At 50.1% G+C, this 25,289-nt stretch carries 41 protein-coding genes; 6 read left to right on the top strand and 35 right to left on the bottom strand.

Going from position 1 to position 25,289, the window contains the following annotated elements; all coding sequences use genetic code 11:
- Positions 1–629: 629 nt before the first annotated feature.
- From FCL42_RS20525 to FCL42_RS20540, 4 genes are read right to left on the bottom strand one after another with little or no spacing between them, the layout of a single operon-like run.
- A complete protein-coding gene (locus FCL42_RS20525; protein WP_136865304.1) occupies positions 630–1,172 on the bottom strand; it encodes a TlpA family protein disulfide reductase in 543 nt (180 codons plus the stop codon).
- A 4-nt stretch (positions 1,173–1,176) separates the two neighbouring features.
- Positions 1,177–1,659, bottom strand: a complete 483-nt coding sequence (gene nrfF, locus FCL42_RS20530; protein WP_136865305.1) for a heme lyase NrfEFG subunit NrfF — start codon at positions 1,657–1,659, stop codon at positions 1,177–1,179.
- On the bottom strand, positions 1,659–2,216 hold the full coding sequence (locus FCL42_RS20535; protein ID WP_136865306.1) for a DsbE family thiol:disulfide interchange protein: 558 nt from the start codon (positions 2,214–2,216) through the stop codon (positions 1,659–1,661). Before FCL42_RS20535 ends, nrfF begins: the two co-directional genes overlap by 1 nt.
- Before the next feature lie 10 nt (positions 2,217–2,226).
- Positions 2,227–4,191: a heme lyase CcmF/NrfE family subunit gene (locus FCL42_RS20540; RefSeq protein WP_136865307.1), complete on the bottom strand. Its 1,965-nt coding sequence runs from the start codon at positions 4,189–4,191 to the stop codon at positions 2,227–2,229.
- A gap of 404 nt (positions 4,192–4,595) precedes the next feature.
- Between FCL42_RS20540 and ccmI the strand changes: the two genes are divergently transcribed.
- Positions 4,596–5,837, top strand: a complete 1,242-nt coding sequence (ccmI, locus tag FCL42_RS20545) for a c-type cytochrome biogenesis protein CcmI (protein WP_136865308.1) — start codon at positions 4,596–4,598, stop codon at positions 5,835–5,837.
- 65 nt (positions 5,838–5,902) lie between these two features.
- Here ccmI and FCL42_RS20550 read toward each other — a convergent pair whose 3' ends face one another.
- Positions 5,903–6,199 (bottom strand): c-type cytochrome, encoded by a 297-nt coding sequence (locus FCL42_RS20550; RefSeq protein ID WP_136865309.1) that lies wholly within the window; start codon positions 6,197–6,199, stop codon positions 5,903–5,905.
- Positions 6,200–6,514: 315 nt separating this feature from the next.
- Between FCL42_RS20550 and ccmA the strand changes: the two genes are divergently transcribed.
- Genes ccmA through ccmE form a run of 5 tightly spaced genes read left to right on the top strand, consistent with a single transcriptional unit; the run spans position 6,515 to position 9,294 of the window.
- Positions 6,515–7,156 (top strand): cytochrome c biogenesis heme-transporting ATPase CcmA, encoded by a 642-nt coding sequence (gene ccmA, locus FCL42_RS20555; RefSeq protein ID WP_136865310.1) that lies wholly within the window; start codon positions 6,515–6,517, stop codon positions 7,154–7,156.
- Between the two features lie 9 nt (positions 7,157–7,165).
- Entirely contained in the window at positions 7,166–7,852 is a 687-nt protein-coding gene (ccmB, locus tag FCL42_RS20560; protein WP_136865311.1) for a heme exporter protein CcmB, read from the top strand.
- A gap of 1 nt (position 7,853) precedes the next feature.
- Positions 7,854–8,600 carry a heme ABC transporter permease gene (locus tag FCL42_RS20565; RefSeq protein WP_136865312.1) on the top strand — a complete coding sequence of 249 codons (747 nt, stop codon included), beginning with the start codon at positions 7,854–7,856 and terminating at the stop codon, positions 8,598–8,600.
- Complete coding sequence (ccmD, locus tag FCL42_RS20570) at positions 8,600–8,812, top strand: heme exporter protein CcmD (RefSeq protein WP_136865313.1); 213 nt, start codon at positions 8,600–8,602, stop codon at positions 8,810–8,812. Before FCL42_RS20565 ends, ccmD begins: the two co-directional genes overlap by 1 nt.
- The gene (gene ccmE, locus FCL42_RS20575) at positions 8,809–9,294 is read left to right on the top strand and encodes a cytochrome c maturation protein CcmE (protein ID WP_136865314.1); all 486 of its coding nucleotides are present in this window, start codon (positions 8,809–8,811) and stop codon (positions 9,292–9,294) included. The genes ccmD and ccmE overlap by 4 nt, the downstream gene beginning before the upstream one ends.
- 36 nt (positions 9,295–9,330) lie before the next feature.
- Here ccmE and FCL42_RS20580 read toward each other — a convergent pair whose 3' ends face one another.
- From FCL42_RS20580 to rpsJ, 30 genes are all read right to left on the bottom strand, one after another.
- The gene (locus FCL42_RS20580) at positions 9,331–10,101 is read right to left on the bottom strand and encodes a slipin family protein (RefSeq protein ID WP_136865315.1); all 771 of its coding nucleotides are present in this window, start codon (positions 10,099–10,101) and stop codon (positions 9,331–9,333) included.
- Positions 10,098–11,417: an NfeD family protein gene (locus tag FCL42_RS20585; RefSeq protein ID WP_136865316.1), complete on the bottom strand. Its 1,320-nt coding sequence runs from the start codon at positions 11,415–11,417 to the stop codon at positions 10,098–10,100. Before FCL42_RS20585 ends, FCL42_RS20580 begins: the two co-directional genes overlap by 4 nt.
- Positions 11,418–11,520: 103 nt before the next feature.
- Positions 11,521–11,916 carry a 50S ribosomal protein L17 gene (gene rplQ / locus FCL42_RS20590; protein ID WP_136865317.1) on the bottom strand — a complete coding sequence of 132 codons (396 nt, stop codon included), beginning with the start codon at positions 11,914–11,916 and terminating at the stop codon, positions 11,521–11,523.
- Positions 11,917–11,954: 38 nt separating this feature from the next.
- On the bottom strand, positions 11,955–12,947 hold the full coding sequence (locus FCL42_RS20595) for a DNA-directed RNA polymerase subunit alpha (RefSeq protein ID WP_136865318.1): 993 nt from the start codon (positions 12,945–12,947) through the stop codon (positions 11,955–11,957).
- 25 nt (positions 12,948–12,972) lie between these two features.
- Positions 12,973–13,593 (bottom strand): 30S ribosomal protein S4, encoded by a 621-nt coding sequence (gene rpsD, locus FCL42_RS20600; protein WP_136865319.1) that lies wholly within the window; start codon positions 13,591–13,593, stop codon positions 12,973–12,975.
- A 30-nt stretch (positions 13,594–13,623) separates the two neighbouring features.
- Positions 13,624–14,013, bottom strand: coding sequence for a 30S ribosomal protein S11 (gene rpsK / locus FCL42_RS20605; RefSeq protein ID WP_028110678.1), 390 nt, complete (start codon positions 14,011–14,013; stop codon positions 13,624–13,626).
- Between the two features lie 13 nt (positions 14,014–14,026).
- Positions 14,027–14,383 carry a 30S ribosomal protein S13 gene (gene rpsM, locus FCL42_RS20610; protein ID WP_136865320.1) on the bottom strand — a complete coding sequence of 119 codons (357 nt, stop codon included), beginning with the start codon at positions 14,381–14,383 and terminating at the stop codon, positions 14,027–14,029.
- Positions 14,384–14,524: 141 nt separating this feature from the next.
- The gene (rpmJ, locus tag FCL42_RS20615) at positions 14,525–14,638 is read right to left on the bottom strand and encodes a 50S ribosomal protein L36 (protein WP_083938388.1); all 114 of its coding nucleotides are present in this window, start codon (positions 14,636–14,638) and stop codon (positions 14,525–14,527) included.
- A 22-nt stretch (positions 14,639–14,660) separates the two neighbouring features.
- Positions 14,661–15,983, bottom strand: a complete 1,323-nt coding sequence (secY, locus tag FCL42_RS20620) for a preprotein translocase subunit SecY (RefSeq protein ID WP_136865321.1) — start codon at positions 15,981–15,983, stop codon at positions 14,661–14,663.
- A 14-nt stretch (positions 15,984–15,997) separates the two neighbouring features.
- Positions 15,998–16,432 (bottom strand): 50S ribosomal protein L15, encoded by a 435-nt coding sequence (rplO, locus tag FCL42_RS20625; RefSeq protein WP_136865322.1) that lies wholly within the window; start codon positions 16,430–16,432, stop codon positions 15,998–16,000.
- A gap of 3 nt (positions 16,433–16,435) precedes the next feature.
- A complete protein-coding gene (gene rpmD / locus FCL42_RS20630) occupies positions 16,436–16,615 on the bottom strand; it encodes a 50S ribosomal protein L30 (protein ID WP_136865323.1) in 180 nt (59 codons plus the stop codon).
- A gap of 6 nt (positions 16,616–16,621) precedes the next feature.
- Positions 16,622–17,122 (bottom strand): 30S ribosomal protein S5, encoded by a 501-nt coding sequence (gene rpsE / locus FCL42_RS20635; RefSeq protein WP_028110673.1) that lies wholly within the window; start codon positions 17,120–17,122, stop codon positions 16,622–16,624.
- Between the two features lie 14 nt (positions 17,123–17,136).
- Positions 17,137–17,487: a 50S ribosomal protein L18 gene (gene rplR, locus FCL42_RS20640; protein ID WP_136865324.1), complete on the bottom strand. Its 351-nt coding sequence runs from the start codon at positions 17,485–17,487 to the stop codon at positions 17,137–17,139.
- Between the two features lie 9 nt (positions 17,488–17,496).
- Positions 17,497–18,030, bottom strand: coding sequence for a 50S ribosomal protein L6 (gene rplF, locus FCL42_RS20645; protein ID WP_136865325.1), 534 nt, complete (start codon positions 18,028–18,030; stop codon positions 17,497–17,499).
- An 11-nt stretch (positions 18,031–18,041) separates the two neighbouring features.
- Positions 18,042–18,434 (bottom strand): 30S ribosomal protein S8, encoded by a 393-nt coding sequence (gene rpsH / locus FCL42_RS20650; RefSeq protein ID WP_136865326.1) that lies wholly within the window; start codon positions 18,432–18,434, stop codon positions 18,042–18,044.
- Positions 18,435–18,454: 20 nt separating this feature from the next.
- The gene (rpsN, locus tag FCL42_RS20655; RefSeq protein WP_136865327.1) at positions 18,455–18,760 is read right to left on the bottom strand and encodes a 30S ribosomal protein S14; all 306 of its coding nucleotides are present in this window, start codon (positions 18,758–18,760) and stop codon (positions 18,455–18,457) included.
- Between the two features lie 9 nt (positions 18,761–18,769).
- On the bottom strand, positions 18,770–19,309 hold the full coding sequence (rplE, locus tag FCL42_RS20660) for a 50S ribosomal protein L5 (protein ID WP_136865328.1): 540 nt from the start codon (positions 19,307–19,309) through the stop codon (positions 18,770–18,772).
- A gap of 16 nt (positions 19,310–19,325) precedes the next feature.
- Entirely contained in the window at positions 19,326–19,637 is a 312-nt protein-coding gene (gene rplX, locus FCL42_RS20665) for a 50S ribosomal protein L24 (protein ID WP_136865329.1), read from the bottom strand.
- Positions 19,638–19,648: 11 nt separating this feature from the next.
- Positions 19,649–20,017, bottom strand: a complete 369-nt coding sequence (gene rplN, locus FCL42_RS20670; RefSeq protein ID WP_136865330.1) for a 50S ribosomal protein L14 — start codon at positions 20,015–20,017, stop codon at positions 19,649–19,651.
- Between the two features lie 167 nt (positions 20,018–20,184).
- Positions 20,185–20,436, bottom strand: coding sequence for a 30S ribosomal protein S17 (gene rpsQ, locus FCL42_RS20675; RefSeq protein WP_136865331.1), 252 nt, complete (start codon positions 20,434–20,436; stop codon positions 20,185–20,187).
- Positions 20,436–20,627 (bottom strand): 50S ribosomal protein L29, encoded by a 192-nt coding sequence (rpmC, locus tag FCL42_RS20680; protein ID WP_136865332.1) that lies wholly within the window; start codon positions 20,625–20,627, stop codon positions 20,436–20,438. Before rpmC ends, rpsQ begins: the two co-directional genes overlap by 1 nt.
- Entirely contained in the window at positions 20,627–21,040 is a 414-nt protein-coding gene (gene rplP / locus FCL42_RS20685; protein ID WP_136865333.1) for a 50S ribosomal protein L16, read from the bottom strand. Before rplP ends, rpmC begins: the two co-directional genes overlap by 1 nt.
- Before the next feature lie 11 nt (positions 21,041–21,051).
- Positions 21,052–21,738 (bottom strand): 30S ribosomal protein S3, encoded by a 687-nt coding sequence (gene rpsC / locus FCL42_RS20690; RefSeq protein WP_136865334.1) that lies wholly within the window; start codon positions 21,736–21,738, stop codon positions 21,052–21,054.
- Positions 21,739–21,750: 12 nt separating this feature from the next.
- Entirely contained in the window at positions 21,751–22,083 is a 333-nt protein-coding gene (rplV, locus tag FCL42_RS20695; protein ID WP_028110661.1) for a 50S ribosomal protein L22, read from the bottom strand.
- A 10-nt stretch (positions 22,084–22,093) separates the two neighbouring features.
- Entirely contained in the window at positions 22,094–22,375 is a 282-nt protein-coding gene (gene rpsS, locus FCL42_RS20700; protein WP_028115027.1) for a 30S ribosomal protein S19, read from the bottom strand.
- Positions 22,376–22,394: 19 nt separating this feature from the next.
- Positions 22,395–23,219, bottom strand: coding sequence for a 50S ribosomal protein L2 (gene rplB / locus FCL42_RS20705; protein ID WP_136865335.1), 825 nt, complete (start codon positions 23,217–23,219; stop codon positions 22,395–22,397).
- 18 nt (positions 23,220–23,237) lie between these two features.
- Entirely contained in the window at positions 23,238–23,540 is a 303-nt protein-coding gene (gene rplW / locus FCL42_RS20710; RefSeq protein ID WP_136865336.1) for a 50S ribosomal protein L23, read from the bottom strand.
- Positions 23,537–24,142 (bottom strand): 50S ribosomal protein L4, encoded by a 606-nt coding sequence (gene rplD, locus FCL42_RS20715; protein WP_136865337.1) that lies wholly within the window; start codon positions 24,140–24,142, stop codon positions 23,537–23,539. Before rplD ends, rplW begins: the two co-directional genes overlap by 4 nt.
- A gap of 17 nt (positions 24,143–24,159) precedes the next feature.
- Entirely contained in the window at positions 24,160–24,798 is a 639-nt protein-coding gene (gene rplC / locus FCL42_RS20720) for a 50S ribosomal protein L3 (RefSeq protein WP_136865338.1), read from the bottom strand.
- Positions 24,799–24,827: 29 nt separating this feature from the next.
- Positions 24,828–25,139, bottom strand: coding sequence for a 30S ribosomal protein S10 (gene rpsJ / locus FCL42_RS20725; RefSeq protein ID WP_028110655.1), 312 nt, complete (start codon positions 25,137–25,139; stop codon positions 24,828–24,830).
- Positions 25,140–25,289: the final 150 nt, after the last annotated feature.

Genomic DNA, 25,289 nt, shown 5'->3' on the forward strand with positions numbered 1-25,289 from the left:
CGCTCGACGCCCAGTAAATCCACCGAAGCTTCAATACTGTCGTTTCCGCTCGACTTGCATGTGTTAGGCCTGCCGCCAGCGTTCAATCTGAGCCATGATCAAACTCTTCAATTAAAAAGTTTTTTGATTCCGAAGAATCGACTCAATGAATTACTGAATTAACTTGTTATAGTCACTCAGTGCAACATTGATATATGAGATATCAATCCTGCGCGAGTGCCCACACAGATTGTCTGATAAATTTTTAAAGAGCGTTGCTTCATTCGAAGCGAGGTGCGTATCTTACGCTTTCCTCATTGTCCGTCAAGCAGAATTTCAAATTATTTTCGAAGTTCTTAACTTGGCGAACACTTAAAGTTTTGAGCCTTTCGAATCAATCTTTAAGCGAGAGCGGCATTTTAGTTATTTAACTTAATAAGTCAAGGACTCTTTTCTCTAAGTTAGCTTACTTGATGTCGCTTTGCTGACCACCGCCATTTCTGGCTGAGAGCGTTTGCCCCGTCAACGAGGAGCGCATTATAGAGATCCGATTCTGGTTCGCAACCCCTAAAACGATCTTTTTTGATCGCTTGCACGGAATATAAACAAAAGCACCCAAATGGGTGCTTTTATCATCTAAATCTGTGGATTTATTCGCTAGGAAGGTATTTCTCTACTAACTCTTGTACTTTTGCGTTATCCCAATCAACAACACTACGCACAAAAGCAACCAGTTCACCCTTGTCATTCAAGATAAAAGTGGCTGGCACTAGATCCGTTGGCAACACTTGGCCCACTGCATTCGTAGTGTCATACCAAGTACTGAACTCAGGCAATCCCAAATCTTTTAAGAAAGGCACAACGATGCTTGGGTCACGATCAATGGCGACAGGCAGAACGATGGCGCCTTGAGATTCCAACTTATCACGGAATCGAGCCAGGGACGGCAGTTCATGCACACATGGTGGACACCAGGTCGCCCATAGATTCAGAACGACCAACTTGCCTTGGTACTTCTCAATGCTAAATGGGTTGCCATCAACATCGGTAATCTCGAAAGCATCAAGCTCTTGGGGGAATGTGAGTTCCACAAAGCGCTCAATCGCTGGATCGGAACCGGCTTTATTCATTCCTGGATACGCAAAGGCGTTGCTCGAAAGCAACGCCAATACCAGGATCATCATACTACGCATGAAGTTAATCCCGTTCCTCTTTCAGCATCTTAGCCAAGCGTTCACGGTCTGCATCACTCATTTGAGGCGCAGCCGCTTTTGAAGTTTGGCGCTGTTTGCGAACGAAGATCAACCCGATACCAATACCTAATACAGCGAAGGCTACAGGTCCTAGCCACAACACCAAAGTACGGTTATCAAACGCTGGACGGTAACGAACAAAGTCACCATAGCGATCGGTCATGAACTTAACGATCTCTTCGTCTGACTTACCTTCGTCCACCATGGTGTAAACCTGAATGCGCAGATCTCTTGCCACTGGGGAGTTGGAATCGATTAGGTTTTGGTTCTGACACTGAGGACAACGAAGCTCGTTGGCCAATTGCAGGCCTCGCTCTTTATTGTCATCATTTTTAAACTCATAGGTGTCAATCGGTGTCGCGTGCAAGCTGAAAGACAGCATGACGAGCGCACATAAAGACACAATGCCTTTAGCGAATGCCTTCATTATGCACCTCCTTTCGCAGCTTGAGCTTCTTTTCGCAGATCAGAGATAAGCGGCATGAAAGTATCCGCCCAGTTCTGAGGACCCAGAACACCAGCAAAACGGTAACGGATCACACCTTTATGATCGACAACAAAAGTCTCAGGTGCACCATACACACCCAGATCCAAACCTAACTTTCCGTTCGGATCGTAAATGTTCTTGGTGTATGGGTCGCCACTTTTCGCTAGGTAGCGCAGTGCCGGACCGCGCTCGTCACGATAGTTGATGCCATAAATAGGAACGTCACCTTTGGCGCGAAGACGGTTTAAGAACGGGTGCTCGTATTTACAAGACGGACACCACGTCGCCCAAACGTTCAGCAGGTACACTTCGCCCTCAAGATCCTTATTGGTGATCTTGAGCTGAGCGTCTTCCAAGGTCTCCAGCGCGAACGCTGGGACCGGCTTGCCTTCTAAGGCTGAATCAAGCTCTTTGGGGTTGAGAAACAACCCCTTGTAGAGAAACACTGCCATGCCGATAAAGATCAGCAGCGGCAAAAATAGTAATGCGCGTTTCATCGTTACCCTCTTACGCGGCCGCTGGCTGCGCAGATTTGGCGTCAGCGGTCTTGCGACTGCGAGCACGCTTATCTGTTGCGGCCAAGGTACCACCGATCATCATTAACAGACCACCAATCCAAATCCAGCGCACGAATGGCTTATAGTTCAAGCGCACGGCGTAATCTTTGGAGTCCAGTGGGTCACCCATTGTAACGTACAAGTCACGGAAGAAGCCCCAATCGATACCCGCTTCGGTCATGTCCATAGTACGAACATTGTACTTACGACGATCTGGGTACAGGGTAGTTACTTCCTCACCATCTTTGGTGACGACAATTCGAGCCTGCTCAGCCGTGTAGTTAGGTCCCTGCACCATACGAGTATCTTTGTAGGTGAAGGTGTAACCCGCCAATTCGTGTGCTCGGCCAGGGCCCATACGCACGGATTTCTCTTCAGCATAGTGAGACACCACCGCACCACCGATGATCGCCATGGCGATACCGAAGTGAGCAATCTGCATGCCCCAATAACTGCGACTGAAGCGTTTAGTGGAGTAACCGCCCTGAGGCTCTTTGGCTTTCTTGAAGATATCAATCACCAGAGTTAGGGAGATCCAAGATGCAGTGGCGACTGCAGCTGACACCCACAGGTTCATTTCGCCCTTAACGATGAATGGAACCGCTAGGCCCAATACCAGAGCAATAACCGCAGGGATCATCAACTGACGCAATTCACTGTCTTTCGCTTTTTTCCAGCGAATGAACGGCCCGATGCCCATCAAGACGAACATCACCAAGACAATAGGGTTAAACACGGTGTTGAAGTACGGAGGACCTACGGAGATCTTACCTAAGCCAAGGGCGTCGCCCAGCAGTGGGTATAGCGTACCTAGCAATACCGAGCCGGTTGCTACTACCAGCAACACGTTACAGCCCAGCATCATGGTCTCTTTGGACATTAACTCAAATTTAGCCGGGCTCGCGAACTCTGTGGCGCGAACCGCAAACAGGGTCAACGACCCGCCAATGGCCAAGCCGAGTAAGCCTAGAATCGCCATACCTCGAGTTGGGTCAGCCGCGAATGAGTGTACAGAGGTCAGCACACCAGAGCGAACCAAGAAGGTGCCCAGCAAACTCAAAGAGAAGGTGAAGATGGCCAGTAGGATGGTCCAGTTACGGAAGGTACCGCGCTTCTCGGTCACAATCAGCGAGTGCACCAAAGCAGTCCCCACCAGCCAAGGCATGAAGGACGCGTTCTCTACTGGGTCCCAGAACCACCAGCCGCCCCAGCCTAGCTCGTAGTACGCCCACCAAGAGCCCAGTGCGATACCACCGGTCAGGAATACCCAAGCAGCCAGGGTCCAAGGACGAGACCAGCGGGCCCATGCGGAGTCAAGACGACCGCTCATCAGGGCAGCAATCGCAAATGCGAACGCTACAGAGAAGCCAACATAGCCTAGGTACAGCATTGGTGGGTGGAAAATCAGACCCACGTCTTGCAGCATCGGGTTCAAGTCACGACCTTCCATCGGCACGTTCGGCAGAATACGCTCGAACGGGCTAGAGGTCAGCAACATAAACAGGCTGAAGCCTAAAGTAATCATGCCCATTACCGCCAATACGCGAGCGGTAAAGTCATCATCCAGATTACGGCTAAACAGAGCAACCGCAGCAGCCCACACAGCCATGGAGAACACCCAGAATAACAGGGAGCCTTCGTGACCACCCCAGATGGCGGCGATCTTAAATTCTGTTGGCAGGTGACTGTTGGAGTTTGACGCCACATACATCACCGAAAAATCGTCGGTTACGAATGCGTAGCCAAGACAGATGACAGAAAGTGCCATAAACACAAACATGCCATAAGCCAGCGGTCGAGAGTAACTCACCAAAAACGCATCGCGTTTTGCCACCCCGATTAGGGGGACGATCGACATAATGGCAGCGAAAGCCATGCCGATGATGAGTGCATAATGTCCTAGTTCCGGAACCATGAAGTACCTCTGTGAGGAAATAAAGTCTGCGTCCCGATGTCGGCTCTCCGGCCGATATCGAATAAAGCTCATTGACGCCATTTTAAGCAGAGAACGGCGTTTTGTCTGCTTAAAATAGTGCTGAAAACGATATAGCTCACACCCACGCGTTATTACGCATGCCCTGACGGTGCCCAGCCTTGGAGCGCCGATCTTACAAAAAGTTGCCTATGATTTGGGTTTTTAAATTTAATATGTGACCCTGACCCCAAATGCAGTGGCTTTCCAATTGAACACGACAGTGACACTAGCCAATGAACGTCGTTGTCGTATAATCCTTCTGCAATTTCAAGCTGGTGTGCCGCCTCCCCTGACCGCGATTCACGCCATAACCGTTACCTAAGAGAACATATTTAGAAGCAGCTATGACAACATTTTGGATCGGAATCGCGGGCTTAACCGTACTGGCCTTACTGTTGGTTTGGATCCCCTTTTTCAGAAGTGGCAAAAAGGGAGCCGAACAGGCAGAACTACGCAAACAAACCAACGTAAAGCTGTTCAACGAACGACTTGGGGAGTTTGAAGAGGACCTGAAAGAGGGTCGCATCAGTAATGAAGAGTTTGACACTCTGAAGCAGGAGCTTGAGCTTAACCTGCTGCAAGACGTGAGCACAGCCTCAGAAGCTGAATCCCAATTCCAGCGCAGCGCCCTGTGGCCAGTGCTGATCAGCGTCGCCATTGTGACCATGTCCGCCTACTTCTATGTGGACTTAGGGCGCATGAGCGATTGGCAAACCGCTCGCCAAGAAAGCCCTCAAGACAGCAACCCACATCAGGGGATGACGCCAGAGCAGATGCAACAGATGCGCATCGCGCAGCTTGAAAAGGCGGTCATGGCAGAGCCTGAAAACAGCCAAGCTTGGTTTACTCTGGGTCACGCTTACATGTCTGGAGGTCAATACCCACAGGCGATTGCAGCCTTTGATACGGTAATGGATCTGGTTGGCGAGCATGCTGAGCTGCTTGGCCCTAAAGCGACTGCGATGTACTACATGGCGGGCGAAAAGATCACCCCAGAAATTCAGAAAATTATCGACCAGGCTCTGGAAAGCGACTTCAAAGATCCTTCCACTCGCCTGCTTCTGGGCATGAATGCCTTCTTTAGCTCAGATTACGAAGACGCCATTCGTCACTGGGAAATTTTGTTGACTAGCCCTCGTGATGACTTCGATCGTCAAGCGATTCAGCAGGCGATTCAACAAGCTAAGAGCTTCCTAGGTACTGATGCAGTAGACAACCCTGAGCTAAACAAAGACGTGGAGGCCAAAGCGAAGAGCATCAGCATCACCGTTGAGCTAGACCAAGCGTTGAATGCTGAAGTAGGCGATGCCATGGTTCTGGTAATGGCTCGTCCAGTTAGCGGTGCAGCAATGCCCGTTGCCATCAAGCGCTTTAAAGCCTCACTGCTTCCAAAAGAAGTGGTATTGCGTGACAGTGATGCCATGACGCCAGAAATGGTGCTGAGCCAGCAAGCTGAAGTGAACATCGATGTGGTGATCAACTTTGACAGCAACCCTGCTCCGACTGCCGGCGACCTGCTTGGCCAAGCCAAAGGCGTGAAGCTAGGCAGTGACACCACCATCATTATCGATACCAAGGTTCAGTAAAACCGCAGTATCAGATACAAAAAGACCCGCATGATGCGGGTCTTTTTTTATTCGGTGCTTGGCGATTACTTGCCAGACATGTACTCGATTGCTGCCTTGTAATCTTCGTCGGAGCAATCCATGCACATACCACCAGGAGGCATCGCATTCAGGCCAGTTTTAACGCTCTCTACCAGTTTATCAATACCTTTAGCCATGCGAGGTTCCCAGGCTGCGGCATCCTTCAGTTTAGGAGCACCAGCCACACCCGCGGCATGACATACTTGGCAGGCTTTGGTGTACACAGCTTCACCGTCTTGAGCCATAACATTGGTAGCAGAAGCCAACATAGCTACTGCAGCAAAAGCAATCATCTTTTTCATGCTACTTGGTTCCATTTTCATTGAATTTTTATTCGCCTGACTGCGTTCCAACCTATGTCAAGCGAAGCTAAAAATAACACATTCATCACAGCCAATCATTCTTTTTTGATATTAATCACCTTCCTAATCGAAAATCTGCAACTTATTGCAGCCTGTTGTAGTCCTAATATAGTGAAGACTATGTGGGTCACAGAACCAAACTTTGACGCCCTAACACAAAGTGAAAAGTCTTCATAATGGGAGCCATACCCAATTAACCCAGTAGGGGTATGGTAGAATCCCCTTCACCTAATTTAGACGCGATTAAAGTAGAGCATGCAGGAAAGCGAATTATTGCTTCGAGCTGAAGAACTCACGTGTATCCGCGAAGAGCGGATCCTCTTCGACGGCTTGAGTTTCGATGTCAAAAGTGGCGACATCATCCAAATCGAAGGCCCAAATGGTGCAGGAAAGACCAGCCTACTCCGGATCCTCGCGGGTCTCTCTCGCCCCTATGCCGGCGATGTGCTGTTCAAAGGACAGCCCACCTCTGAGGTACGAGACGATTTTCATGCGGCCCTGCTCTACTTAGGGCACCTTCCCGGTGTAAAAAGCGAACTGACTGCGGAAGAAAATCTGAGTTTTAATCTGTCCATGTCCGGATACAATGACGTGGATATTCGCAGCACCCTAGCGAAAGTGAACCTCACCGGATTCGAGGAACACCCCGCTGGGCACCTTTCTGCGGGACAGCATCGTCGCATTGCGCTAGCCAGACTGTGGCACAGCGATGCTAAAATTTGGATTTTGGATGAACCGCTTACGGCAATCGATAAAAAGGGTGTCGCAGAGTTGGAACAGTTGTGTTTAGATCACGCGGATCGAGGCGGTTGCGTGATTCTCACCACACACCAGGACCTACAACTTGTGGGCCCAGACCGGCTTAAGAAAGTTCGCCTTGAGTATCAGTTCGATTAAGGAAGCACAATGAACAGAGACGTAAGCTACAGCCGTGCTTTCAATACGGTACTCAAGCGAGACCTGCAGGTGGCCTTCCGCCACCGCAATGACATTTTTAACCCCCTGATGTTCTTCTTCATTGTGGTTAGCTTGTTTCCTTTAGGAATCGGCCCAGAACCTCAGGTACTCAGTCGTATTGCGCCGGGGATCATCTGGGTTGCGGCCTTGCTGTCGGCCATGTTGTCCCTCGAACGATTGTTTAAAACCGATTATGCCGACGGCTCACTGGAGCAAATGATGCTGTCTCCGCAACCGTTGGCCTTGATGGTTCTCGCGAAGGTATTGGCTCACTGGTTGGTGACCGGCGTGCCGCTGATCATCGCCTCGCCGCTGCTAGCCACCCTGCTGCACTTGGAGAGCAACAGCTACAGTGCATTGATCGCCACCTTGAGTCTCGGTACTCCGATTCTGAGCTTGCTCGGTGCCATCGGCGCCGCGCTTACTGTTGGCCTGCGTAAAGGCGGCGTATTGATCAGTTTGCTGATACTACCGTTATATATCCCTGTTCTTATTTTTGCCACCAGCGCCATTGATGCTGCTGGTATGAACTTGCCTTTCAGTGGTCACCTGTCAATACTGGCAGCGTTGTTGATTGGCGCCTTGGTCTTAGCTCCTGTGGCAATTGGAGCATCATTGAGAGTGAGTACTAACTAATATGTGGAAATGGCTTCACCCCTACGCTAACCCTGAGCGAGCCTATAACCTCGCCGGTAAGTTCCTGCCATGGTTTTCAATATTGGCAATTCTGCTGATTGCGACAGGCACCATTATCGGTCTGGGTTTTGCCCCTGTGGATTATCAACAAGGTAACTCCTACCGCATTATTTTCGTTCACGTTCCCGCGGCATCCATGTCGATGTCTGCCTACTTCGCCATGGCAGTTTGTGCCTTCATCGGCTTAGTTTGGCAGATCAAACTTGCTGACATCGCTGCAGCGGCCATTGCGCCTATCGGGGCTACCCTAACCTTTATCGCACTGTTTACCGGTGCCACTTGGGGTAAACCAATGTGGGGCACTTGGTGGGTGTGGGATGCTCGCCTGACCTCCGAACTGGTGCTGCTGTTTTTATACCTTGGCGTGATTGCACTTTATGCCTCTTTTGAGGACAAAGTATTGGCAGCCAAAGCGGCTGGCATCTTGGCCATTGTCGGTTCCATTAACCTGCCAATCATCAAGTACTCCGTTGAATGGTGGAATACCCTGCACCAACCAAACGCCATCACCGTAGGTAAGAGCAACTCCATGCCTGCAGAGATGCTGTTGCCACTACTGTGCAATATCTTTGGCTTTATGATGATGGTCGCTGCGCTAACCACAGTACGTTTCCGCGCTGAAGTATTGGCTCGAAACGCCATGCGCCCTTGGGTAAAAGACATTGTTGCCGCTGAGGAGGCCAAATAATGGACTACCAGTTTCAATTTAGTAGCCTAAGCGACTTCTTCGCCATGGGCGATTACGCATTCTTCGTTTGGTTGGCTTATGGTGTATCCTTCACCGCGCTGGGCATTTTGGTCGCCAGCTGCTTAACTCAACGTAAACGTGTTATTAAACAGATTAGTCAAAAGCAGGCTCGCGAAGCTCGCTTAAAGCAACACAGGAGTAAATCCTCATGAATCCACGTCGTAAAAAACGACTCGTCTTCGCTTCAGCGTTAGTTGGCGGTGTTGCTGCCATCGCATCTTTGCTGCTTTATGCGCTGAACAGCAACCTTGACCTGTTCTACACCGCGACCGAAATCCACATGGGGAAAGAGGACACCGGTATCAAACCTGAGATCGGCCAACGCCTGCGTATCGGTGGCATGGTGGTTCCAGGCAGTGTGAAACGGGATCCAGACAGCCTGAAAGTTGAATTTCAGATTGCCGATACTGGCCCGGCGGTGACCATTCGCTACGATGGCATGCTTCCGGATCTATTCCGAGAAGGCCAAGGCATTGTGGCCCAAGGGCCAATGACTGAATTCGCCGTAATTGACGCCACCGAAGTACTGGCCAAGCACGACGAAAACTACATGCCGCCTGAAGTGGCTGAAGCCATGGGCAAAAAGCATGAAAAGATGAACTACGATACCAAGGCAGAAGGCGCAACTTACTAAGCCCTCAAGCCAATGGTAACGATTCAAGGCCGGCGACTAGTCGGCCTTTTTATTGTCTTTTATCCACTGCAGCAGTTCCGTTGGCAGAGGAAAAACGATGGTAGAGGACTTATCACCTGCGATCTCTGTTAAGGTCTGCAGATACCGCAGTTGTAACGATCCTGATTGTCGCCCTAGGATCTCCGCCGCCTTGGCCAGTTTGTCTGCTGCCTCCTGTTCACCGGTCGCATGAATCACCTTAGCCCTTCGAACCCGCTCGGCCTCTGCCTGCCTTGCTATCGCGCGTACCATGCTTTCATCGAGATCCACATGCTTAATCTCTACATTGGACACCTTGATGCCCCAAACGTCCGTTTGCTTGTCCAAAATTCGCTGAATATCAACATTAAGCACTTCTCGCTGTGACAACATCTCGTCAAGTTCATGTTGGCCTAATACCGACCTAAGTGTGGTTTGAGACAATTGGCTGGTCGCCTCATGATAAGCCTCGACTTGATTGATCGCTTTTTCTGGATCGATAACGCGGTAGTAAACCACCGCGTTCACTCGAACTGAGACATTATCTTTTGAGATCACATCCTGAGTGGGTACGTCCATAACCAACGTACGCAGATCCACCCTAACCATCTGCTGTACGATGGGCACAATGATCACCAGACCAGGGCCCTTAACTCGATAGAACCGGCCTAATAGAAACACTACGCCTCGCTCGTACTCCCGCAATATGCGAAACATGCTGACTAATAGCACCACCACTAACAGCAGCGTGACTATTGGAAAATAGGCAACGAAAGCATCTGGATTCATGAGGTGTCCTCCTTATTCGCCAAAATGAGCACAAGCCCATCCACCCTAACGACCGTTGCACTCATCCCGGTAATGGGCTCGAAGGATTGTGCATGCCAGAGCGCCCCGTCTAGCTCAACCAAACCTTGCTCCCAATAGTGCCGCTCAAGTCGCACTTCAGCACCAACCAGTCGATTCATTCCCGTCACTACGGGGCGCTTACGACTCTTTATCGCTAAGCGGATCACCACAACCATAAATATCAGCGACACCGTCGCCACTGCCGCTACGAGAGGGAATGCCATTTTCAGCTCCGGCAGTTCCGTGTCCATTAAAAGCATTGCGCCAAAACCAAATGCCACCAAGCCCCCAACCCCAAACAGCCCGAAGCTAGGCACCACAGCTTCGGCTATCATCAGCACGACTCCGAGCAGCATCAATGCAGCGCCAGCGATATTGATCGGCAACAAATTCAGCGCGTATAAGCCCAACAGCAATGAAATCCCCCCTAAAATGGCGGGTAAACCCACCCCTGGGCTATAGAATTCGAACACCAACCCATAGAATCCGATCATCAATAACATCAACGCTACATTAGGGTTGGTAAGGGCCTTAAGAAGCCCGTGGCGCCAACCTGGGGTGATATGCTCAATATGAGGGTCGGATAACCGGAGTTCTTCCCCTAAGTGCGTTTGGCCGTCGACATAAGCCAGCAGATCATTTCGATCGTTGACCACGGCATCGATAACGCCGAGCGATAGCGCTTCATTGGCCGCTACACTAGCGCCATCTCTAACCGCCAATTCTGCCCAGTCCCCATTTCGGCCTCTGAGCTCGGCCAGTCCGCGGATGTATGCCACGGCATCATTCACGACCTTGTTACGCATACTCTGTTCGTTAGAAGGTGCCTGTGATTCAGGCTCATTGGGTGCCGAGTTCGATGAAGGGGCAAGTGACACCGGTGTAGCCGCTCCCAGATTGGTTGCCGGAGACATTGCGGCGATATGGCAAGCGTAGAGCAGATAGGTTCCAGCACTGGCTGCACGAGCACCGGATGGGGTTACGAAACAGGCAATAGGAACCGAGCTAGACAGAAGACGCTGAATCATCTCACGCATTGACGTATCGAGACCGCCGGGCGTGTCCAATTCCACGATTAACAGATCCGCATCGACTTCAATACTTCTCGCAATAGATTGAGATAACAGCTCTGCACTGGCTGGGCCGATGACACCGGTAATTGGCACCACCAAAACATGAGCGGTCTCAGGCCTCTCCCCATAACTAAGGGGCGAAATGAATAACAAGGCTAACCACAGAAGTACTTTACCCGACATAGGCACCGCCTAGAGAGCAAACCTATCTAAGTATAGCGAAAGGTGTTTTTGAAGGTATTCGGAGGGGGAAATAAAAAGGCCGGTCTAAGACCGGCCTTTCTTATTACTCTTCAGAAGCGGCTGCTTCTTCAGTAGATGCCTCAGGGCGATCTACTAGCTCGATGTACGCCATAGGGGCGTTATCACCGGCACGGAATCCACACTTAAGAATGCGGGTGTAACCACCAGCACGCTCTTGGTAACGTGGACCCATTTCATTGAATAGCTTGCTAACTACATCGTTGTCACGAGTACGAGCAAACGCCAAACGACGGTTTGCAACGCTGTCAGTCTTAGCAAGTGTAATCAGGGGCTCAACTACGCGACGCAGTTCTTTCGCCTTTGGCACAGTAGTCTTGATGATCTCATGACGTACTAGTGAACATGCCATGTTACGGAACATAGCTTGGCGGTGGCTGCTGTTGCGGTTCAGTTGACGACCACTCTTACGATGGCGCATGACCTTATCCTTTTAACCTAAATCTTGACCAGACCGGATTACATGTTGTCGGCTAGTGAAGCTGGCGGCCAGTTTTCCAACCGCATACCGAGGGACAGACCGCGTGAAGCAAGTACGTCCTTAATCTCAGTAAGAGACTTCTTACCCAGGTTAGGGGTTTTAAGAAGTTCAACTTCAGTACGCTGAACCAGATCGCCAATATAGTGAATGGCTTCTGCTTTCAGACAGTTTGCCGAGCGAACAGTCAATTCCAAGTCATCGACAGGACGCAGCAGAATCGGATCGAATTCTGGCTTCTCTTCTTTCTCTTCTGGCTCGCTTACGTCACGCAGCTCAACAAAGGCATCCAGTTGTTCAGCCAGAATAGTGGCTGAACGGCGGATCGCTTCTTCAGGATCCAAGGTGCCGTTGGTATGCATGTCGATAATCAGCTTGTCCAGGTCAGTACGCTGCTCTACACGCGCCGCTTCAACATTGTAAGCGATGCGTACCACAGGACTGAAGGACGCATCAACCAGAAGACGACCGATAGGACGCTCGTCTTCTTCGGATTGAGCACGAGCGGACGCTGGCACATAGCCGCGACCAGTCTCAACCTTGATGCGCATGCTGATTTCAGCATCATCACCAGTCAGAGTACAGATGAGGTGTTCAGGATTCATGATCTCCACATCACCACTGTGGGTAATGTCACCTGCGGTAACAGGGCCTGAACCAGACTTGCTCAGTGTCAGCGTCACTTCGTCCTTGCCCTCGAGCTTAACCGCCAAACCTTTCAGGTTCAGCAGAATCTCAAGTACATCTTCCTGCACACCTTCTTTGCTGCTGTACTCGTGTAACACGCCGTCGATTTCGACTTCGGTTACTGCACAACCAGGCATAGAAGAGAGCAGAATGCGACGAAGCGCATTACCTAAAGTGTGCCCAAAACCACGCTCAAGTGGCTCCAAAGTCACTTTAGCCCGAGTTGGGTTGACTTGCACGACATCGACAAGACGTGGCTTAAGAAAATCGGTAACGGAACCCTGCATTGTGTCCTCTCTTTACGGTTAAGCCTTACTTAGAGTAAAGCTCGACGATCAGCTGTTCATTGATGTCAGCAGACAGATCGCTACGTTCTGGTAGGCGCTTGAAAGTGCCAGCCATTTTAGCGTTATCTACTTCTACCCAAGTCGGCTTCTCACGTTGTTCTGATAGCTCAAGAGCACCCTTAATACGGGCTTGCTTCTGTGCTTTTTCGCGGATGCTTACTACGTCATCAGCGGAAACAACGAAAGATGGAATGTTAACAACACGGCCATTAACCATGATTGCTTTGTGGCTTACCAGCTGACGTGCTTCAGCGCGAGTAGCACCGAAACCCATGCGGTAAACAACGTTATCCAAACGACTTTCTAGCAGCTGCAACAGGTTTTCACCAGTATTGCCTTTCTTGCTAGCAGCAGTTTTGTAGTAGTTGCGGAATTGCTTTTCCAGGATGCCGTAAATACGACGAACCTTTTGCTTTTCACGCAGCTGCAGACCGTAGTCAGACAGACGAGCTTTACGAGCGCCGTGCTGACCAGGTGCATTATCGATCTTACATTTAGAATCGATTGCTCGTACGCCGCTTTTCAGGAACAGGTCTGTTCCTTCACGACGGCTTAGCTTGAGCTTAGGACCCAAATATCTTGCCATGTTCTTTCTCCAACTATCCCGAAACGAGCGTTATACGCGACGTTTCTTAGGCGGACGACAACCGTTGTGCGGGATTGGAGTCACATCGGTGATGTTGGTGATGCGGAAACCCGCAGCATTCAACGCACGAATGGAAGACTCACGACCCGGACCCGGACCCTTAACTTCAACTTCTAGGTTCTTCAAACCGTACTCTTTGGCCATTTCGGCACAACGCTCAGCAGCAACCTGTGCAGCGAACGGAGTAGATTTACGAGAACCACGGAAGCCGGAGCCGCCTGCGGTAGCCCATGCAAGAGCATTACCTTGGCGATCGGTGATGGTCACGATTGTGTTGTTGAAAGATGCGTGCACGTGGGCCACACCGTCTGCAACCTGCTTACGTACCTTTTTACGGGTACGAGAAGGAGTTTTAGCCATTGCTTATTTCCCCTTACTTCTTGATCGGCTTACGCGGACCCTTACGGGTACGAGCGTTAGTCTTAGTACGTTGACCACGAAGTGGCAGACTACGACGATGACGCAGGCCGCGGTAGCAACCTAGGTCCATCAGACGCTTGATGTTCATAGAGATCTCACGACGCAGGTCACCTTCAACAGTGAACTGACCAACTACGTCACGAACTTTGTCGATGGTAGTTTCGTCTAGATCTTTAATCTTCACATCTTCAGCGATACCGGCCTCAGCGCAGATGGCTTGTGCGCGAGTACGACCGATGCCGAAAATGGCGGTCAGAGCAACAACCGCATGTTTATGCTCAGGAATGTTAATGCCAGCGATACGGGCCACTATAGCACTCCTCAATTCCAGTGAGTCAATTGCGAAAAGCCCGGTAGGATACCCAACAATCGACTAGTTTGCAACAACGTATAGGCTGACCGAGGTCAGCCTAACGCTACGTTTTTGGTTTTCTTACCAGAGAATCTGGTATTAACCTTGACGTTGCTTGTGCTTCGGCTCAGAGCAGATTACACGTACAACGCCGTGACGCTTGATAACTTTGCAGTTACGACACATCTTTTTTACGGACGCACGAACTTTCATTTTGTTACTCCGTCAGAGCGACTTAACGGCTATAACCCTTAAGATTCGCTTTTTTCAGAACAGAATCATATTGATGAGACATCATATGGGTCTGTACTTGAGCTATGAAATCCATGATTACAACAACCATAATCAACAGCGAAGTACCACCGAAGTAGAACTGCACGTTGAGGCCGATCATCATGAATTCCGGAATCAAACAGATAAACGTGATATAGGCAGCACCTGCTAGTGTCAGGCGAGTCATCACTTTATCGATATAACGGGCGGTTTGTTCACCTGGACGATAGCCAGGAATGAACGCTCCAGATTTCTTCAAGTTGTCTGCTGTCTCACGAGGGTTAAACACCAACGCAGTATAGAAGAAACAGAAGAAAACAATTGCTACAGCGTAGATCATCACGTATAGCGGCTGTCCTGGGGACAACACTACCGAGATGTCTGACAACCAACGCAGGCCTTCATTGTTACCAAACCACTGTGCCAGTGTGCCTGGGAACAAGATGATGCTCGATGCGAAGATTGGTGGAATCACACCAGCCATGTTCACTTTTAGTGGTAAGTGAGTGCTTTGCTGCGCGAATACCTGGCGGCCTTGCTGACGCTTGGCGTAGTTTACCACGATTCGGCGCTGACCGCGCTCCATGAATACCACAAAGTAAGTGACGGCAAAGATGATGACTGCCAACACCAGTAGCAACAATACGTGCAATTCACCTTGACGCGCTTGTTCTGCTGTCTGACCAATTGCTGAAGGCAAACCTGCTACGATACCTGCAAAAATCAGGATCGAGATACCGTTACCAATGCCGCGCTCGGTGATCTGCTCACCCAGCCACATCAGGAACATGGTACCAGTAACCAACGAAACCACAGCGGTAAAATAAAACGCTGGGCCCGGGGCCACTACCAAGTTGGACACCATATTTGGTAAGCCAGTGGCAATACCAAACGATTGGAAGGTAGCCAATACCAAAGTCCCGTAACGGGTGTATTGGCTAATCTTACGGCGTCCCGCCTCACCTTCTTTCTTAAGCTCAGCCATAGTTGGGTGAACCACAGTAAGAAGCTGCATGATGATCGATGCCGAAATGTACGGCATGATGCCCAATGCAAAGATGGAGGCGCGCTCCAGAGCACCACCGGAGAACATGTTAAACATGCTCACAATAGTACCCTGTTGCTGCTTCATCAGCTCGGCCAGTACAGCGGCGTCAATACCAGGAATTGGCACGAAAGAACCTGCACGGAAGACGATAATTGCGCCCAATACAAACAATAGACGCGCTTTCAGCTCCGAAAGGCCTCCCTTCGCACTATTTAAATCAACACCTGGCTTAGCCATATTGTACTATCCCGTTATTCTTCGATTTTGCCGCCTGCAGCCTCGATGGCTTCACGCGCACCTTTGGTTGCTTTTAGACCTTTAATGGTCACAGGGCGCTCGATTTTACCTGAAAGCACAACTTTCGCAAACTTAATGTTTGCAGAAATGATGTTGGCATCGCGCAGAGTTTCCAGAGAAACTACGTCGCCTTCAACTTTAGTCAGTTCAGACAGACGAATTTCAGAGGTAACCATCGCTTTGCGAGAGGTAAAACCAAACTTTGGCAGACGCTGTTTCATTGGCATTTGACCGCCTTCGAAACCTGGACGTACGCCACCGCCAGAACGGGACTTCTGACCTTTGTGACCACGGCCACCAGTCTTACCCAGACCGGAACCGATACCACGACCTACACGCTTAGCGGCTTTTTTAGCACCTGGTGCAGGAGACAAAGTATTCAGACGCATAGCTTAGTCCTCCACCTTAACCATGTAGTAAACCTTGTTAACCATACCGCGAACAGAAGGAGTATCTTCCAGTTCTACGGTGTGGCCGATTTTGCGCAGACCTAGACCTACCAGAGTTGCCTTATGCTTAGGCAGACGACCGATAGAGCTCTTGATCTGAGTAACCTTGATAGTTTTAGCCATGTCAGATTACCCCAAGATTTCGTCGATGCTTAGGCCACGCTTCGCTGCTACCTGATCAGGAGCGTGCATTGACGTCAAAGCGTCGATGGTTGCACGAACGATGTTGATCGGGTTAGTAGAACCGTATGCCTTAGACAGTACGTTATGTACACCAACAACTTCCAGAACAGCGCGCATTGCACCGCCGGCAATAATACCGGTACCTTCTGAAGCAGGTTGCATGTATACCTTAGAGCCGGAATGACGACCTTTAACAGGGTGCTGCAAGGTACCATTGTGCAGACGCACGGTAACCAGATTGCGGCGAGCCTTTTCCATTGCTTTCTGGATAGCGGCAGGCACTTCACGTGCTTTACCGTAACCGAAACCAACGCGACCGTTGCCATCACCAACCACAGTAAGAGCGGTGAAGCTAAAGATTCGGCCACCCTTTACTACTTTAGAAACACGGTTTACTGCAATCAATTTCTCTTGCAGATCACCGGCTTGCTTTTCAATATTAGCCATGTCCACTCCTAACCTTAGAACTGGAGACCAGCTTCACGGGCAGCATCTGCCAGTGCAGCTACACGGCCGTGATACTTAAAGCCGCTGCGGTCGAAAGACACAATCTTCACACCCTTTTCCAGAGCGCGCTCGGCTACCAGCTTACCAACTGCCTTAGCAGCGTCGGCGTTACCGGTGCTCTTCAGTTCGCCAGCAACTGCTTTTTCAACAGTAGAGGCAGCAACCAGAACCTGAGATTCTGCGTTGATAACTTGAGCGTAGATGTGACGTGGCGTACGGTGCACAACCAGGCGAGTAGCACCTTGTTCTTGCATTTGCTTACGAGCGCGAGTAGCGCGACGTAGACGAGCTGCTTTCTTGTCCATCGTATTACCTTACTTCTTCTTGGCTTCTTTACGACGCACATTTTCGTCAGCGTAGCGAACACCTTTGCCTTTGTAAGGCTCTGGAGCACGGTATGCGCGAATTTCAGCAGCTGTTTGACCAACAGCTTGCTTATCTGCACCGGAAAGAACGATTTCAGTTTGGCTTGGGCATTCTGCTTTAACACCTTCTGGTAGAACGTGTTCTACAGGGTGAGAAAAGCCCAGGGTCAGGTTAACTGCGTTGCCTTTAACGGCCGCGCGGTAACCAACGCCGTTCAGTTGCAGTTTCTTAACGAAACCTTCGCTTACGCCGATTACCATGTTGTTAACTACTGCACGAGCAGTACCAGCTTGAGCGTTAGCTTTAGCGATACCTTCGCGAGGAGCGAATTTCAGCTCGTTCTCTTCTTTAACAACTTCAACAGCAGCGTTGATGTTGTGAGACAGAGTACCCTTGCCACCTTTAATGACGATCTCTTGACCGTTCAGAGTCACCTCTACGCCGGCAGGGATGGTAACTGGTGCCTTTGCAATTCTAGACATTGTTACTCTCCTTATGCCACGTAGCAGACGATCTCGCCGCCCATACCCAGTTTACGGGCTGCACGGTCGGTCATCACGCCTTGAGAAGTGGACACGATAGCGACACCCAGACCACCCATAACCTTTGGAAGCTCATCTTTTTTCTTGTAGATGCGCAGGCCAGGACGGCTGATTCGCTCGATTTTCTCAACAACTGGCTTACCTTCGAAGTACTTCAAAGTAATTTCCAGTTCTGGTTTAACGTCGCCAGAAGTAGCGTAATCAGCGATGTAACCTTCTTTTTTCAGGACATCGGCGATAGATACTTTCAGCTTTGAAGACGGCATCTTAACTGCAACTTTGTTGGCAGCCTGGCCGTTACGGATGCGCGTTAGCATATCCGCGATCGGATCTTGCATGCTCATATTGGCTTACTCCAGTTGGCTTACCAAGAGGCCTTTTTAAGGCCAGGGACTTCACCACGCATGGCGGCTTCACGCAGTTTAATACGGCTCAGGCCGAACTTGCGAAGTACACCGTGCGGACGACCAGTGATGTTACAGCGGTTACGCTGACGTGAGGCACTGGAGTCACGTGGAAGTTGTTGCAGTTTCAGAACGGCGTCCCAACGAGCTTCGTCAGTTGAGTTAACGTCGTTGATGATTGCTTTAAGAGCAGCACGCTTCTCAGCATACTTAGCAACCAACTTAGCGCGCTTAACTTCGCGCTGCTTCATCGATACTTTAGCCATAACCCTACCTTACTTACGGAATGGGAAGTTAAAGGCAGCCAGCAGAGCACGACCTTCTTCGTCTGAGTTAGCAGTGGTAGTGATGGTAATATCCATACCACGGATTTTGTCTACTTTGTCGTAGTCAATCTCAGGGAAGATGATTTGCTCACGAACGCCCATGCTGTAGTTACCGCGACCGTCAAACGACTTCGGGTTCAAACCACGGAAGTCACGGATACGAGGTACAGCGATAGAAACTAGGCGTTCTAGGAACTCCCACATACGCTCGCCACGTAGGGTTACTTTACAGCCGATCGGATAGCCCTCACGAATCTTGAAGCCAGCAACAGATTTGCGAGCTTTGGTTACCAGTGGCTTCTGGCCAGCGATAGCAGTCATATCTGCTACAGCGGCGTCCAGAACTTTCTTGTCTGCCACGGCTTCACCAACACCCATGTTCAGGGTGATCTTTTCGACCCGAGGGACTTGCATGATACTTTTGTAATCGAACTGTTTGGTCAGTTCTGCTACTACAGTATCTTTGTAGTAATCATGCAGTTTCGCCATCGTTTACTCCAATTACTTAAACAAGTTCACCATTAGACTTGAAGAAACGGACTTTTTTGCCGTCTTCCAGTCTAAAGCCAACGCGATCTGCCTTGCTAGTAGCAGGGTTGAAGATCGCAACGTTTGATGCGTCGATAGCGGCTTCTTTTTCAATAATGCCACCAGCCACACCCATGTGAGGGTTTGGCTTCTGGTGTTTTTTCACCAGGTTAACGCCTTCAACGATTACTTTGCCGTTAGACAATACTTGGGTAACCTTAGCGCGCTTACCCTTGTCCTTACCGGCTAGTACAACAACTTCGTCATTTTGACGGATTTTTGCTGCCATCTCTTTGCTCCTTACAGTACTTCTGGTGCCAGAGACACGATTTTCATGAACTGCTCATTACGCAATTCACGAGTAACCGGGCCAAAGATACGAGTACCAATCGGCTGGTTGCTGGCATTCAGCAGTACAGCCGCATTGCGGTCAAAGCGAATAACAGAACCGTCAGGACGACGTACGCCCTTCTTGGTACGAACTACCACCGCGTTATATACATCGCCTTTCTTCGCTTTACCGCGAGGAATCGCTTCTTTAACAGAAACTTTAACGATATCGCCAATATGGGCGTAACGACGGTGAGAGCCACCCAAGACCTTAATACACTGTACGCTGCGAGCGCCGGAGTTATCGGCAACATCCAGCACAGATTGCATTTGGATCATTTCAGTGCTCCGCTGTTTTTTACAACAATATACCCCAAAATTGGGGCCTGGCTGCCTTCAAAAGGCGCGAAATTATAACACCACTTGCAGCCATAAAGTAAACAAAAAATAGCCGGTCCAGAAAAAAATCTGGTCCGGCTATCCATTAGGTATGTAAAAGTCTGATATTACAGAGCTTTTTCGATTACGTTAACCAGAGTCCAAGATTTGGTCTTAGACAGTGGACGACATTCGCGGATTTCTACCACGTCGCCGATACCACATTGGTTAGTTTCATCGTGGGCGTGCAACTTAGTTGTACGCTTTACATACTTACCGTAGATCGGGTGCTTAACTTTGCGCTCGATGGCTACGGTGATGGACTTGTCCATCTTGTCGCTGATTACACGACCTTGAAGAGTACGGATAGTCTCGCTCATTACGCACCTGCCTTCTGAGTCAGAATGGTTTTAACACGCGCGATGTTGCGACGTACCTTCTTCAGCTCGTGAGTCTGCTTCAGCTGACCAGTCGCGTTCTGCATACGCAGGTTGAACTGTTCACGCAGCAGGCTTAGCAGCTCCGCGTTCAGATCTTCAACGCTTTTTTCACGTAGTTCAGTAGCTTTCATCACATAACCTTCCGAGTTACAAAGGTGGTCTGTACAGGAAGTTTAGCAGCAGCCAGAGCGAAGGCTTCACGAGCCAACTCTTCAGATACGCCTTCCATTTCATACAGAACACGGCCAGGTTGAATCTGGGCAACCCAGTACTCAACGTTACCTTTACCTTTACCCATACGCACTTCAAGCGGCTTTTCAGTAATAGGCTTGTCTGGGAAAATACGGATCCAGATTTGACCTTGACGCTTGATGTGACGGGTCATAGCACGACGCGCCGCTTCGATTTGGCGAGCTGTGATACGGCCACGAGAGGTAGACTTCAGTCCGAAAGAACCGAAGCTAACCTTATCACCAGTGGTAGCCATACCACGGTTACGACCTTTATGAACCTTGCGGAACTTGGTACGTTTCGGTTGTAGCATTTCGGTTCCCCTTACTTACCACGACCTTTGCGCTTAGCCGGCTTCGGCTGCTCCTGAGCAATTGGCATTGCGCCTAGAACTTCACCTTTGAAGATCCAAACTTTAATGCCGATCACACCGTATTGGGTGTGTGCGTCAGAAGTAGCGTAGTCGATGTCAGCACGCAAAGTATGCAGAGGCACGCGACCTTCACGGTACCATTCGGTACGTGCGATCTCAGCGCCACCCAGACGACCAGAAACCTCGATCTTGATACCCTTGGCACCAAGACGCATGGCGTTCTGTACCGCACGCTTCATAGCGCGACGGAACATAACACGACGCTCTAGCTGAGAGGCAACAGAGTCACCAACCAGTTGTGCGTCCAGTTCTGGTTTACGAACTTCGGAGATGTTGATCTGAGCAGGAACACCAGTCAGTTTTGCAACTTTCTGACGCAGCTTCTCAACATCTTCGCCTTTCTTACCGATAACAACACCAGGACGAGCAGTGTGAATGGTCACACGGATGCTCTTCGCTGGGCGTTCGATGGTGATTTTAGACACAGAAGCGCTCTTCAGTTCCTTTTTCAGGAAAGTGCGAACTTCGTGGTCACCGATCAGGTTATCAGCGTAATCTTTCTTTTCCGCGTACCAGGTAGAAACCCAAGGCTTGGTAATACCAAGGCGGATACCGTTAGGATGTACTTTCTGTCCCATTGGAGCTTCCCCTTACTTGTCAGCCACAACCACAGAGATGTGGCTGGAACGTTTCAGGATGCGGTCAGCACGGCCTTTAGCGCGAGGCATAATGCGCTTCATGGTCGGGCCCTCGTCAACGAAGACTTTGGCAACTTTCAGGTCATCGATATCGAGACCTTCGTTGTGCTCCGCGTTAGCAATGGCAGACTCCAGCACTTTCTTAACCAGAACAGCAGCTTTTTTAGGGCTGTAGGTCAAGATTTCCAGAGCGCGGTCAACTGGCAGACCACGGATCTGGTCAGCAACTAGACGCGCTTTCTGTGGAGAAGTGCGGGCGAAACGGTGTTTAGCTAAAACTTCCATCATCTACCCCTTAACGCTTCTTCTTCGCTTTCTTATCAGCAGCGTGGCCGCGATAAGTGCGAGTTGGCGCGAACTCACCCAGTTTGTGACCGATCATATCTTCGGTAACGAAAACTGGAACGTGCTGACGACCATTATGGACAGCGATGGTCAGACCAATCATATCTGGAATGATCATAGAACGACGGGACCAAGTCTTAACAGGCTTTTTGTCTCCGCTTTCCACCGCTTTCTCTACCTTCTTCAGCAAGTGCAGGTCAATAAATGGACCTTTCTTGAGAGAACGTGGCATGGTGAATCCTCAATAAAAATTATTTGGTACGACGACGTACAATGTACTTGTCGGTACGCTTATTGGAGCGGGTCTTCTTACCTTTGGTAGGAACGCCCCATGGAGATACTGGATGACGGCCACCAGAGGTACGACCTTCACCACCACCGTGTGGGTGATCTACCGGGTTCATGGCAACACCACGAACGGTAGGACGAACACCACGCCAGCGGCTTGCACCAGCTTTACCCAGTGAACGAAGCATATGCTCAGCATTGCCTACTTCACCCAGGGTAGCGCGACAATCCGCAGGGATCTTACGCATTTCACCAGAACGCAGACGCAGGGTCACGTAGGCACCGTCACGGGCTACGATCTGTACGTATGCACCAGCAGAACGAGCAATCTGACCGCCCTTGCCTGGTTTCATTTCTACGTTGTGAACGGTAGAACCAACTGGGATGTTACGCATAGGCATAGCATTACCAGCTTTGATTTCAGCTTCCGCGCCGGACATGATCTTGTCACCAGCAGTCAGGCCCTTAGGAGCCAGAATGTAGCGACGCTCACCATCAGCGTACAGAACCAGAGCGATGTTAGCGCTGCGGTTTGGATCGTATTCGATGCGCTCTACGGTCGCAGGGATACCATCTTTGTTACGCTTGAAATCTACGATACGGTAGTGTTGCTTGTGACCACCACCGATGTGACGGGTAGTGATGCGACCAGCATTGTTACGACCACCGGACTTAGACTTCTTGTCCAGAAGAGCTGCAAAAGGCTTACCTTTGTGCAGTTCTTTGTTAACCACCTTAACTACGTGGCGACGGCCCGCGGAGGTAGGCTTACATTTAACAATAGCCATTTATATAACTCCTCGTCCTTATTCAGCGCCGCCGACGAAGTCGATGTCTGCGCCTTCAGCTAGAGTAACGTACGCTTTCTTCCAGTCGGAACGACGGCCGAAACGGGCGCCGGTACGTTTAGTCTTGCCTTTAACGTTTACGGTGCGAACACCGGTAACTTCAACTTCGAACAGCTTTTCAACAGCAGCTTTCACTTCAGCTTTAGTAGCGTCGGTGGTCACCTTGAACACGATAGTGTTGTTCAGTTCAGCGGCCATGGTGCTCTTTTCAGAGATGTGCGGAGCAAGCAGCACTTTCAGCAAACGTTCTTCACGGATCATGCCAGCATCTCCTCAATCTGCTTAACTGCGTCAGCAGTCATCAGCACCTTGTCGAATGCGATCAGGCTAACTGGATCGATTGCTGCAACGTCGCGAGCGTCAACTTTGTACAAGTTGCGAGAAGCCAGGAACAGGTTCTCATCAACTTCACCAGTAACGATCAGAACGTCTTCTACAGACAGATCTTTCAGCTTAGCTACCAATTCTTTGGTCTTTGGTGCTTCAACGCCAAACTTCTCAACCACGATCAGACGGTCTTGACGTACCAGCTCAGACAGAATGCTCTGCAGGGCTGCGCGGTACATCTTCTTGTTAACCTTCTGAGAGTGATCTTGCGGCTTAGCAGCAAAAGTCACACCACCAGAGCGCCAGATTGGGCTCTTAACAGTACCGGCACGCGCACGGCCAGTACCTTTCTGACGCCATGGCTTTTTGCCAGTGCCAGTTACCTCAGCGCGGGTCAACTGAGCACGGGTACCTTGACGGGCGTTAGCTGCGAAAGCAGTAACAACCTGGTGTACCAGAGCTTCGTTGAACTCACGTCCGAAGGTAGTTTCGGAAACTTCAAGAGCGCTCTGCGCGTCTTTCATTACCAATTCCATTACTATCTCCTCAGACGTTACGCTTTAACGGCAGGTTTAACGATAACGTTGCCGCCATTTGAGCCAGGTACCGCACCTTTGATAAGGAGCAGGTTGCGCTCGGCGTCTACGCGAACTACTTCCAGATTCTGGGTAGTTACACGCTCGTCACCCATGTGACCAGCCATTTTTTTGCCTTTGAACACTTTACCTGGGCTCTGGTTCTGACCGATAGAACCAGGAGCACGGTGGCTCAAAGAGTTACCGTGAGTCATATCTTGAGTACGGAAGTTCCAGCGCTTAACGCCGCCTTGGAAACCCTTACCTTTTGATTGACCAGTAACGTCTACAATTTGACCGTTCTCGAAAGTTTCAACTTTCAGCTCAGCACCAACTTCGATGCTTTCGCCTTCACCTTCACCCAGACGGAACTCAAACAGACCACGACCGGCTTCTACACCAGCTTTTGCAAAGTGACCTGCTTCAGGCTTGGTAACGCGATTTGCTTTCTTGCTACCTACAGTAATCTGCAGTGCACGATAGCCGTCGTTTTCCAAGGTCTTAACCTGAGTTACGCGGTTCGGTTCAACTTCGATAACAGTAACTGGAATGGACGCACCATCTTCAGCGAAGATGCGAGTCATTCCTACTTTACGACCTACAAGACCGATTGCCATCTATCTAACCTCTATTCCGAAACTGGGGATTAGCCCAGACTGATCTGCACGTCAACGCCGGCAGCCAGATCTAGACGCATCAGCGCGTCAACAGTCTTATCGGTAGGCTCAACGATGTCCACCATGCGTTTGTGAGTACGGATTTCATACTGATCACGTGCATCTTTGTTCACGTGAGGAGAAATCAGAACTGTGTAACGCTCTTTACGGGTGGGCAGCGGGATTGGACCCCGTACTTGAGCCCCTGTGCGCTTCGCAGTCTCAACGATTTCCGCAGTCGACTGGTCGATCAGACGGTGATCAAAAGCCTTCAAGCGGATACGGATTCTTTGGTTCTGCATGAACAGAGCTCCAACCAATAATTACGCAAAAACAAATCCTCCATGAACCCCCTTTATAGATTGGGTCATAGAAGACGACTTTCGCAACCATTCGACTCCAAATCGGAGTCGCTGTTAATGTAATGCCAATTGCATTACGGCGTATTTTAC

Source organism: Ferrimonas aestuarii (assembly GCF_005116665.1).
Lineage (GTDB): Bacteria > Pseudomonadota > Gammaproteobacteria > Enterobacterales > Shewanellaceae > Ferrimonas > Ferrimonas aestuarii.